Annotated in this window: 5 protein-coding genes, 24 tRNA genes and 2 rRNA genes; all 31 read right to left on the reverse strand. The window is 40.6% G+C overall.

The genetic code is table 11. The features are described 5' to 3' along the window. Positions 1–255: 255 nt before the first annotated feature. Positions 256–1,635, reverse strand: a complete 1,380-nt coding sequence (rlmD, locus tag WQ54_RS28485; protein WP_046589735.1) for a 23S rRNA (uracil(1939)-C(5))-methyltransferase RlmD — start codon at positions 1,633–1,635, stop codon at positions 256–258. An 88-nt stretch (positions 1,636–1,723) separates the two neighbouring features. Continuing rightward, complete coding sequence (locus tag WQ54_RS28490) at positions 1,724–2,635, reverse strand: diacylglycerol kinase (RefSeq protein WP_046589738.1); 912 nt, start codon at positions 2,633–2,635, stop codon at positions 1,724–1,726. A 305-nt stretch (positions 2,636–2,940) separates the two neighbouring features. Continuing rightward, entirely contained in the window at positions 2,941–3,939 is a 999-nt protein-coding gene (locus WQ54_RS28495; protein WP_046589740.1) for an inorganic phosphate transporter, read from the reverse strand. A gap of 18 nt (positions 3,940–3,957) precedes the next feature. After that, positions 3,958–4,578: a DUF47 domain-containing protein gene (locus WQ54_RS28500; RefSeq protein ID WP_046589742.1), complete on the reverse strand. Its 621-nt coding sequence runs from the start codon at positions 4,576–4,578 to the stop codon at positions 3,958–3,960. A gap of 189 nt (positions 4,579–4,767) precedes the next feature. Continuing rightward, complete coding sequence (locus WQ54_RS28505; protein ID WP_046589744.1) at positions 4,768–5,904, reverse strand: AI-2E family transporter; 1,137 nt, start codon at positions 5,902–5,904, stop codon at positions 4,768–4,770. Between the two features lie 442 nt (positions 5,905–6,346). Next, a tRNA-Arg gene (locus WQ54_RS28510) sits at positions 6,347–6,423 on the reverse strand. A 16-nt stretch (positions 6,424–6,439) separates the two neighbouring features. Next, positions 6,440–6,514: transfer RNA gene (locus tag WQ54_RS28515), tRNA-Asn, on the reverse strand. A gap of 20 nt (positions 6,515–6,534) precedes the next feature. After that, positions 6,535–6,608, reverse strand: a tRNA-Ile gene (locus WQ54_RS28520). A 9-nt stretch (positions 6,609–6,617) separates the two neighbouring features. Then, a tRNA-Gly gene (locus WQ54_RS28525) sits at positions 6,618–6,691 on the reverse strand. 14 nt (positions 6,692–6,705) lie between these two features. After that, a tRNA-Cys gene (locus WQ54_RS28530) sits at positions 6,706–6,779 on the reverse strand. 8 nt (positions 6,780–6,787) lie between these two features. Beyond that, positions 6,788–6,862 (reverse strand) — tRNA-Gln (locus tag WQ54_RS28535). A 142-nt stretch (positions 6,863–7,004) separates the two neighbouring features. Further along, positions 7,005–7,080: transfer RNA gene (locus WQ54_RS28540), tRNA-His, on the reverse strand. Between the two features lie 11 nt (positions 7,081–7,091). Next, positions 7,092–7,165, reverse strand: a tRNA-Trp gene (locus tag WQ54_RS28545). A 6-nt stretch (positions 7,166–7,171) separates the two neighbouring features. Next, positions 7,172–7,255: transfer RNA gene (locus WQ54_RS28550), tRNA-Tyr, on the reverse strand. A 35-nt stretch (positions 7,256–7,290) separates the two neighbouring features. Further along, positions 7,291–7,366, reverse strand: a tRNA-Phe gene (locus WQ54_RS28555). A gap of 359 nt (positions 7,367–7,725) precedes the next feature. Further along, positions 7,726–7,802 (reverse strand) — tRNA-Asp (locus WQ54_RS28560). A gap of 4 nt (positions 7,803–7,806) precedes the next feature. Then, positions 7,807–7,883: transfer RNA gene (locus tag WQ54_RS28565), tRNA-Met, on the reverse strand. Positions 7,884–7,898: 15 nt separating this feature from the next. Continuing rightward, a tRNA-Ser gene (locus WQ54_RS28570) sits at positions 7,899–7,991 on the reverse strand. Between the two features lie 9 nt (positions 7,992–8,000). Continuing rightward, positions 8,001–8,074: transfer RNA gene (locus WQ54_RS28575), tRNA-Ile, on the reverse strand. A 55-nt stretch (positions 8,075–8,129) separates the two neighbouring features. Continuing rightward, a tRNA-Met gene (locus tag WQ54_RS28580) sits at positions 8,130–8,203 on the reverse strand. Between the two features lie 16 nt (positions 8,204–8,219). Then, positions 8,220–8,292: transfer RNA gene (locus WQ54_RS28585), tRNA-Ala, on the reverse strand. A 17-nt stretch (positions 8,293–8,309) separates the two neighbouring features. Beyond that, positions 8,310–8,386, reverse strand: a tRNA-Pro gene (locus WQ54_RS28590). A 106-nt stretch (positions 8,387–8,492) separates the two neighbouring features. Continuing rightward, positions 8,493–8,569, reverse strand: a tRNA-Arg gene (locus tag WQ54_RS28595). A 19-nt stretch (positions 8,570–8,588) separates the two neighbouring features. After that, a tRNA-Leu gene (locus WQ54_RS28600) sits at positions 8,589–8,677 on the reverse strand. An 11-nt stretch (positions 8,678–8,688) separates the two neighbouring features. Continuing rightward, positions 8,689–8,760, reverse strand: a tRNA-Gly gene (locus WQ54_RS28605). A gap of 10 nt (positions 8,761–8,770) precedes the next feature. Then, positions 8,771–8,856 (reverse strand) — tRNA-Leu (locus WQ54_RS28610). A gap of 13 nt (positions 8,857–8,869) precedes the next feature. Then, a tRNA-Lys gene (locus tag WQ54_RS28615) sits at positions 8,870–8,945 on the reverse strand. An 85-nt stretch (positions 8,946–9,030) separates the two neighbouring features. Further along, positions 9,031–9,106: transfer RNA gene (locus WQ54_RS28620), tRNA-Val, on the reverse strand. A 72-nt stretch (positions 9,107–9,178) separates the two neighbouring features. Further along, positions 9,179–9,253: transfer RNA gene (locus tag WQ54_RS28625), tRNA-Glu, on the reverse strand. A 52-nt stretch (positions 9,254–9,305) separates the two neighbouring features. Continuing rightward, positions 9,306–9,421: ribosomal RNA gene (gene rrf, locus WQ54_RS28630) — 5S ribosomal RNA — on the reverse strand. 221 nt (positions 9,422–9,642) lie between these two features. Then, a 23S ribosomal RNA gene (locus WQ54_RS28635) occupies positions 9,643–10,041 on the reverse strand; the annotation flags it as partial.

The raw sequence follows: 10,041 nt of genomic DNA on the forward strand, positions 1-10,041 counted from the left end.
GTATACTCATCATCTTGAGATGGGGGTCTTACTGCCCGTTAAGAGTGGGATAAAGCCAAATGTTCCACTTCTTTTACACTTATATTATGCTTAATAACTTATTATCAAACACAAGTACATTTGGAACATTTATAATTTGTGAAAACTATTGTGAAAATAGGCAATGTTTATTTTAACGATAATCGGTCCTAAATGGTATTTTTATAAACAAAAAAGCAGATCATATAGATTTTTTCTATATCAACTGCTTTTCTATTATACCAACTCCAACCACGCGACCGCTTCACAATGCGTCGTATGCGGAAACATATCAACAGGCTGCACCTCAACTGTCTCATACCCGCCCTGCTCAAGCATATGCAGATCCCTTGCCAAAGTCCCAGGGTTACAGGACACATAAACCACCCGCTTCGGCTTCATGTCCAAGATTGTCCTAAGCAGTGCTTCATCACAGCCCTTACGAGGCGGATCGACAACAATCACATCAGCTTTATTTCCTTCCTTGTACCACTCTGGAATCACTGTCTCTGCTTCGCCAACAGCAAATTCTGCATTTGTAAACCCATTAAGCTCTGCATTTCGTTTAGCATCCTCAATGGCTTCAGGTACAATTTCTACTCCAAATACGTTTTTCGCTTTTTGAGCAAGAAATAGAGAAATAGTTCCGATTCCGCAATAAGCATCAATGACCGATTCGGCACCTGTTAATCTGGCATACTCCAAGGCCTTATCATACAGCACCTTTGTTTGCTCAGGGTTTACCTGGTAAAAAGATCTTGCTGAAATCGCAAACTTTATCTCGCCTATTTTGTCATAAATGTATTCATCGCCCCAAAGGACCTTTGTCTCATCACCAAAGATAACATTCGTACGTTTATTATTGATATTTTGAACAATTGATTTTACATGCGGAAATTGCATCGTTATCTTTTTAAGAATATCATTCTTATGCGGGAAATCAGCTGTTCTCGTCACAAATACGACCATCATTTCTTTCGTCACCAATCCATAGCGCACCATAATATGACGAAGCCAGCCTTTATGCTTTTCTTCATTGTAAGCACGGATCCCGTATTGCTCGCATATTTTCTTTACAGCTTGAACTACGTCGTCATTTTCAGCTTGTTGAATAAGACAACGTTCCATATCAATAATTTCGTGGCTTCTTTTTTGGTAGAAGCCTGCTACAAGTCCGCCTTCTCGTTCACCTATTGGCACCTGTGCCTTGTTGCGGTAATTCCATGGATCCCTCATGCCAAGTGTGGGATGAATCTTCACTTTGTTCAAATCCAGTTTTCCTATTCGCATAAGCACCTGTTCCACTTGCCTTCTCTTATACATTAGCTGCCCTTCATAGCTGACGTGCTGTAACTGGCATCCGCCGCATTGAGAATAAATAGGGCATGGTGCTTCCACACGATTTTTACTTTTTTCATACAGCTCAATTAAGCGGCCAAAGGCAAAACCTTTTTTTACTTTAATGACTTTTATTTTTCCATGCTCTTCCGGTAGCGCGTTTTCAACAAAAACAGGAAAGCCCTCTATTTTTGCGACACCTGCACCTTCATGTGTGAGGTCTTCAAAGGTCACATCGTAGTATTCATTTTTCATTACTGGTGCTTGTATTTTAGACATATTGTTCTTCCTTTTCATTCAAACTACATTCATTTTAACATAACAAACTTCACGAAAAAAACTTGGCCCCCGCTCTGCCAAGTTTCTCTTAATCCTCCATTTGTCTTGCCTTCTCTTGTGACATTCTTACATCAATATGCTGGTACAAGTTTACGAATTCCCCTGGAAGTAATCCGCCATATTCACCGTCTAAATTCAGCTGCATCTTATCATTTGTTGTAACCTTAACACGATTGGCTTTTGTATAAATAATATGTTCATCATTTATATGCTCGCCTCTTAATGCAAGGCTTGCAACTCTAATAAACTCAGCTAAATTTGCTTTTTTTAATATTAATAAGTCAAACATGCCATCGTTAAGCTTTGAATCAGGTGCCAGCTTTTCGAATCCACCTACTGAGTTTGTAAGTGAAACAAGGAATAACATAATTTCACCTTGAAACAACTTGCCGTCATATTCAATTTCTACTTCTGTAGGACGAATTGATGGCAGCATTTCCATCCCTTTTAAATAATAAGCTAGCTGGCCAACCATTGTTTTTAGCTTGCTAGGGACTTCATAGGTAAGCTCCGTCAATCGGCCTCCGCCTGCAATATTGATAAAATAATGCTCATTTACACGGCCTATATCTATTTTTTGAGGTTCTCCCTCCAAGATCATCTCAACTGCTTGTATGACATTATTTAAAGGGATCCCTATTGCCCTTGCAAAGTCATTTGTTGTTCCAACAGGAATGACTGCTAGCTGCGGCCTTACTTCAAGCTCTGCAATACCATTAACAACTTCATTTATGGTTCCATCTCCGCCAGCTGCTACAATCAGTTCAAATCCTCGCTCACCGGCTAAACGTGCAGCCTGAATGGCATCACCTTCACAAGTAGTTGCATGACATGAAGTTTCATACCCAGCCTGTTCAAACTTTTGCAATACCTCAGGTAAATACTTTTTAAAAAGTTCACGCCCTGAAGTTGGATTATAGATTATTCTTGCTTTTTTCATCCCCATCATCCTACTATCTAGAGTATGTATTTATAACAAACGCTTCACACAGTTCTATTGTTTCGCTCTATATTTAATGTGCCCAATTTCTTTGATAACCAATCTGCTTTTCCGAAATATGCCCAACTATTATTATCACCATTTTTTTAAGGAAAAGTAAAGTTTTTATTCTTTTCTTTTTATTCAATTGCTAAAAAATCATACTAAAACAAAGGGTCAGACCCTCAAGCTCATTATATTGGACTTCAAACAATCAAGTGTCTATATAATGGTTTGTTGTGGATCAGACCCATTTTGAATATCGTTTAAAAGAAAATATTTAAGATTTGGTAGATAATTCCCGCTAAAAGTGCTGAAATTGGGAGTGTAATTACCCATGTTATGACAATTTTTCTTGCTACTCCCCATTTTACTCCTTTAACGCGCTGGGCTGAACCAACCCCCATAATCGCTGAAGAGATAACATGGGTTGTACTAACTGGAAGATGAATGGTTGTTGCACCAAAAATAATTAATGCTGAAGATAAATCAGCCGCCGCACCGTTTACCGGACGGATTTTCATGATTTTGCCGCCAACTGTTTTAATGATTTTCCAGCCGCCAATTGATGTTCCAATCCCCATGGCTAAAGCTGCAGAGATACGGACCCAAAAAGGTATTTCTTCTGAGGTTTGGTAATTTGCTGCAATAAGTGCCATTGTGATAATTCCCATTGCTTTTTGAGCATCGTTTGTTCCATGGGTGAATGATTGCAAAGCTGCCGTTATTATTTGAAACACGCGAAATCGTTTATTCGATTTATATAAATTCGTTCTTTTAAAAAGAACTGCAAAAAGGCTCATCATGAGAAATCCTACACCTAAAGCTAAGAAAGGTGAAATGATCAGTGCCTGAAGAATTTTGATAAAGCCGTTCCAATTTAAGATCCCAACTCCTGCTGCTGAAATCGCTGCACCAGCAATCGAACCAATTAATGCATGGGATGAGCTGCTCGGAATACCGTAGTACCAAGTAATTAAATTCCAGGTAATTGCTGCAATTAAAGCGGCTAATATAATAACAGAACCGTTTTCCAATGCAAAAGGATCGACAATATCCTTTGTTATTGTTTTTGCCACACCTGTAAAGGTTAACGCACCAATAAAGTTCATGACCGCAGCTAATATAATCGCTTTTCTAGGTGATAATGCCCGGGTAGATACTGATGTTGCTATCGCATTTGCAGTATCATGGAACCCATTGATAAAATCAAATGCCAACGCGCAAATTACAACCAATATTGTCAGTATAAAAATAGTATCCATATGATTCTTAAAGCTCCCTTATGCGTTACGCATGATGATAGTTTCAATTGTATTTGCTACATCCTGGCAGCTATCTGTAACCTTTTCAAGCATTTCATAAATTTCCTTGCGCTGAATAATCTTAATTGCATCCTTTTCAGTAGAAAATAATTGTTTAATTGACACTCTTAGTAATTCATCACATTTTGATTCAATATCTTTAATTTCAATTGAATGCACGCGCATATCAAGTAACTTTTTATTTGACAATAACTCCATCGCTTTGGTCACTTCAATTGAGCTGTTATAAATATGCTTAACAAACTGATCGATATATTCATCAAATTGCGTAAACGAGAACATCTCATAATATGCTACACATTGCTCTAAGCCATCTAATATATCATCCATTTTCATGGCCAATTGCAGAATATCTTCACGTTCAATCGGAGTTATAAATGTTTTATTTAAATCTACAATTAACTCATGAATGTAAGTATCTCCCTTGCTTTCATAGCCCTTCATAACTGAAGCTATTTCTTTTAGATCACTAACATTTTTTACTTTGAGATCTACTAAATAATTTGCAGACTCTTCTAAATTTTTGGCAATCATTAACAACTTGTCAAAAAACATATCCTTTTTTGATCCAAATACCATTAGGAAACCCTCCAAAAATACTTTCTATTTTTTCTTCACCCAAAGTCTTATTTTATTGAATTTTGTCGAATTTACAATAAATTTAATTAAAATTTACAAAATCTTAACATTAGGCTTGATAATTCACTGTTTATTCTATACAAAAATAACAAAAAAACACAGTTTTCCTGTGTTTCTTTGTTCAACAGCTTAGTCATTATACAATTCACTTCTAGCTTTTAACCATTCAAATAGATGCGTAATAATAACCTTTAAGACAGCATATCCAGGTACAGCTAAAATAATCCCAAGAACACCAAATAAATTACCAGCCGTTAATATAACAAAGATGATCGTAATAGGATGAATATGGAGATTTCTTCCCATTATTTGCGGCGAAATAAACTTTCCTTCAACAAGCTGAACAATTGTCCAAACAACAATCAACTTAAGCAACATAATTGGCGAGGTCACAATGGCGATGATTAATGCCGGTGTAATAGCAATTGCAGGTCCCAAATAAGGAACAATGCTTGTAAAGGCCGCGATTAAAGCCAATAATGACGCATAATCAAGTCCGATTATTAAAAATCCTACAAATAATAAAAGGCCGATACAAAAACTAACAATAATCTGACCTCTAATGTAAAGACTAATACTTGTATTGATTTCCTTCATCACATCGAATGACTGGCTGCGTAATGGTACTGGCAACAAGCTTAAAATATAAGTAGGCAGCCTCTTTCCATCCTTTAATAAATAAAACAGGATAAAAGGCATAATAATTAAGGCCAAGATAAAATCCTTTACGACTCCTACAAAAACTCCAATTCCGGTCCATGTATTGTTGAGTATTTTTGATACCTGATTTGAAATATTGTTAACTAAGTCTGGCACATTTATATTCAATGTTTTTTGAGCCTCATTCACAAACTGGCTTCCAACTACTGTTTTAATTAAATCCTCTACGTCTCTTGTATATTGCGGAAAGCTTTGGACCAAACTCATAATCTGCTCTCTCAAAAATGGAATTACCGAGACGATCAGAATACTAATCAATCCGATGATGATCAGATAAAGTAAGAGAATGGAAAATACCCTTTTTACTTTAAATTTCTCAAGATAGTTCACCACTGGATTTAGCAAATAGTAAAGCACAGTTGCCATCATAATTGGTAATAAAACCGTTTTGAACAATACCTCTAATGGTGTAAAGATAAATGAAACCTCTCGAAAAATTAATATATTTATCCCGATTAATAGCAGAATCATTAAGAACAGCACAAATCGATTATTTAAAATAAGCTTTTTAAATGTTCCACTCTTTGATTGACTTGATTTTTCCATCCATTTTCCCCTCTCAAATACTTGAAAACAAAAAGAGCACTATATGATTAAAGGCTTGATTGCATATAGCATGTATATCTTAATAGTACCTTTATTTCCTTAAAATTTAAATCACTTTAACATCTTGTTCAAAAATTTCTTATTCTAAAAATATAAAGGTATATTGATAAGGACCGATCACATTGTTTTTATCAATATAATATAATGTAACGTTATATAATCTCTATATGATAATTGATGAGGCCATTATGGAACCTCTCATTATACATACTGAGGGCTTAAAGGATCTCGGATGGGTAATGTAAAAGGGCTGTTCATAGTCAACACAATGACTTATTGAACAGCCCTTTTACATGCTTAACAAGCATCTCAAAACGTATTAGAAAACATACAAAAAGAAAACCTTTCATTCGAAAATGAAAGGTGAATATGTATATTGTAATGGCGTCCCAGGAGAGATTCGAACTCCCGACCGACGGCTTAGAAGGCCGTTGCTCTATCCTGCTGAGCTACTGGGACATAGTTTGATGTTTATTGGCTCCGCAGGTAGGATTCGAACCTACGACCGATCGGTTAACAGCCGATAGCTCTACCACTGAGCTACTGCGGAATAAAAAATACAGTATAGGATGGGCCTAAATGGACTTGAACCATCGACCTCACGCTTATCAGGCGTGCGCTCTAACCAGCTGAGCTATAGGCCCATATATGTATGGAGCGGGTGAAGGGAATCGAACCCTCATCATCAGCTTGGAAGGCTGAGGTTTTACCACTAAACTACACCCGCTTAATATAAATGATTGGAGGCACCACCCGGATTTGAACCGGGGATAAAGGTTTTGCAGACCTCTGCCTTACCACTTGGCTATGATGCCTTAAAGTATGGCTGGGCTAGCTGGATTCGAACCAACGCATGACGGAGTCAAAGTCCGTTGCCTTACCGCTTGGCTATAGCCCATTGATTAAGCTACATAAGATACTTCAATGATATTACTTCTTGAGTAATCGCCGCAAAAGGATATTTTGAAATATTTCTGAATGAAATATTAAGAATATCGTCACCGACTAGTTATTTAGAAGTTTTCTTCTTTCTAAAGAAATGGGGCGGCTGATGGGAATCGAACCCACGAATGTCGGAACCACAATCCGATGCGTTAACCACTTCGCCACAGCCGCCACTATGAAATTGGCAGGGGTAGTAGGAATCGAACCCACATCAAAGGTTTTGGAGACCTTCGTTTTACCATTAAACTATACCCCTATTAAATGGTGGAGGGGGGCAGATTCGAACTGCCGAACCCTAAGGAGCGGATTTACAGTCCGCCGCGTTTAGCCACTTCGCTACCCCTCCGCAACTTCAACTTTAGAAGTTAAGAAGTTTAATGGTGGTGGCTCGGGACGGAATCGAACCGCCGACACATGGATTTTCAGTCCATTGCTCTACCAACTGAGCTACCGAGCCTTAATAATGTGTAGTATTTCTAGTAAAAATTATTCTTTTGTAAAACGAAACAAGAATTAATCCATTTCATTTACAAATTATCACTTTGATAATTTGTAAACCGTCCTCATCTCAGAAAGCTGATTCAAGGAGCAGCTCGATGAGTACGCTGATGCATTTCAAGGGAGCTTATTCGTTCGTGCTCTACCAACTGAGCTACCGAGCCATTTAGTTTACGGCTTTCACTAAGCTTCGAATCTCTTCGTCAGCTTCATCGCTCACATCCTCACGTATTTACATACGCTCCGGTGCTCGCTCAGTAGCTTCCTCGACCTTCTCGCTTATTGAAACCCTTTTACTCTAGATCAGAATTTAAAAAATGGCGGTCCGGACGGGACTCGAACCCGCGACCTCCTGCGTGACAGGCAGGCATTCTAACCAACTGAACTACCGGACCATTTTGGTTGCGGAGGCAGGATTTGAACCTGCGACCTTCGGGTTATGAGCCCGACGAGCTACCAGACTGCTCCACCCCGCGACGATAAACTAATTATGGAGGAGGAAGGGGGATTCGAACCCCCGCGGGCTTTGACACCCCTGTCGGTTTTCAAGACCGATCCCTTCAGCCGGACTTGGGTATTCCTCCTTATTACAATGGACCCTGTAGGACTCGAACCTACGACCGGACGGTTATGAGCCGTCTGCTCTAACCAACTGAGCTAAGGGTCCAATTAACAAATTAAAACCGTCATTTCAAATGAAAATGGAAGTTTTAATACTTCTATAGCGGCGGAGGGAATCGAACCCACGACCTCACGGGTATGAACCGTACGCTCTAGCCAGCTGAGCTACACCGCCAAAAATTAAAATTAAGTGGAGCCTAGCGGGATCGAACCGCTGACCTCCTGCGTGCAAAGCAGGCGCTCTCCCAGCTGAGCTAAGGCCCCAAAAACATATAAGAAGATGGTCGGGAAGACAGGATTCGAACCTGCGACCCCTTGGTCCCAAACCAAGTGCTCTACCAAGCTGAGCTACTTCCCGTTCTAGATATCAGAGGTAAGATGTGAGAGGTCAGAGATTTTTAAGTTCTGCTTCAAAGCAAAGCCTTTGATCTAACTTCTGTCTTCCGATTTCTCACTTCTGGAAATGGCGCGCCCGAGAGGAGTCGAACCCCTAACCTTTTGATCCGTAGTCAAACGCTCTATCCAATTGAGCTACGGGCGCATTCTATTATATTTCTAATTGGTGCCGAGGACCGGAATCGAACCGGTACGGTAGTCACCTACCGCAGGATTTTAAGTCCTGTGCGTCTGCCAGTTCCGCCACCCCGGCACTTATTAAAGAGCGGAAGACGGGATTCGAACCCGCGACCCCCACCTTGGCAAGGTGGTGTTCTACCACTGAACTACTTCCGCATAATTTAAATGGTGCGGGTGAAGGGACTTGAACCCCCACGTCACAAGGACACTAGATCCTAAGTCTAGCGCGTCTGCCAATTCCGCCACACCCGCACGGTGTGTAAAATGGTGAGCCATGAAGGACTCGAACCTTCGACCCTCTGATTAAAAGTCAGATGCTCTACCAACTGAGCTAATGGCTCTAGTTTGAAAACTCGCCCAGTAATCGAAGCTCTGCTTTTCGGTAAGCTAACTTATGGAGAGTCTATATAAAAGTTCCTGATTAAATGGTGGAGGATGACGGGATCGAACCGCCGACCCCCTGCTTGTAAGGCAGGTGCTCTCCCAGCTGAGCTAATCCTCCGTAGTACAGTACGTGCAAGTGCATGTGTTGCGACAGAATGTCACGCATTTACCATGCCTTCATTTTTTTAAATGGTGACCCGTACGGGATTCGAACCCGTGTTACCGCCGTGAAAGGGCGGTGTCTTAACCGCTTGACCAACGGGCCTTTTTTTACCTTTGCTATCAAGCAAAATAATAGCCCCACATAAGGGGCCTTTACCCGGCAACGTCCTACTCTCACAGGGGGAGACCCCCAACTACCATCGGCGCTGAAGAGCTTAACTTCCGTGTTCGGCATGGGAACGGGTGTGACCTCTTCGCTATCGCCACCAGATAATTAGTTTTCGGCTTCCGATGAACTTAACATTTCTGCGTCATCTCATTCGTCAACATCCTCACGTACAGCTGTACGCTCCAGTGTCTCCTCAATCGATTCCTTGAACTGTTCGTTCCTCGAAACCCTCTTACATTGAATTAAGTTTGAAGGTTTACTATGTTCCCTCAAAACTAGATAACGATTATACAATTCATTCACTGAGCTTTTCGCTTTTGTATTAGGTTAAGTCCTCGATCGATTAGTATCAGTCAGCTCCACACGTCACCGCGCTTCCACCTCTGACCTATCAACCTGATCATCTTTCAGGGATCTTACGTTACAAAGTAACAGGGAAATCTCATCTTGAGGGGGGCTTCATGCTTAGATGCTTTCAGCACTTATCCCTTCCGCACATAGCTACCCAGCTATGCCTTTGGCAAGACAACTGGTACACCAGCGGTGCGTCCATCCCGGTCCTCTCGTACTAAGGACAGCTCCTCTCAAATTTCCTGCGCCCACGACGGATAGGGACCGAACTGTCTCACGACGTTCTGAACCCAGCTCGCGTACCGCTTTAATGGGCGAACAGCCCAACCCTTGGGACCGACTACAGCCCCAGGATGCGATGAGCCGACATC

It is taken from the genome of Bacillus sp. SA1-12 (assembly GCF_000981385.1).
In the GTDB taxonomy this organism is placed as follows: domain Bacteria; phylum Bacillota; class Bacilli; order Bacillales; family Bacillaceae; genus Metabacillus.

Coding starts and splice junctions, on each gene's coding strand:
- rlmD (WP_046589735.1), bottom strand. CDS start 1,635: ATGTCTAAAATACAAGCACCAGTAATGAAAAATGAATACTACGATGTG.
- WQ54_RS28490 (WP_046589738.1), bottom strand. CDS start 2,635: ATGAAAAAAGCAAGAATAATCTATAATCCAACTTCAGGGCGTGAACTT.
- WQ54_RS28495 (WP_046589740.1), bottom strand. CDS start 3,939: ATGGATACTATTTTTATACTGACAATATTGGTTGTAATTTGCGCGTTG.
- WQ54_RS28505 (WP_046589744.1), bottom strand. CDS start 5,904: ATGGAAAAATCAAGTCAATCAAAGAGTGGAACATTTAAAAAGCTTATT.
- WQ54_RS28500 (WP_046589742.1), bottom strand. CDS start 4,578: ATGGTATTTGGATCAAAAAAGGATATGTTTTTTGACAAGTTGTTAATG.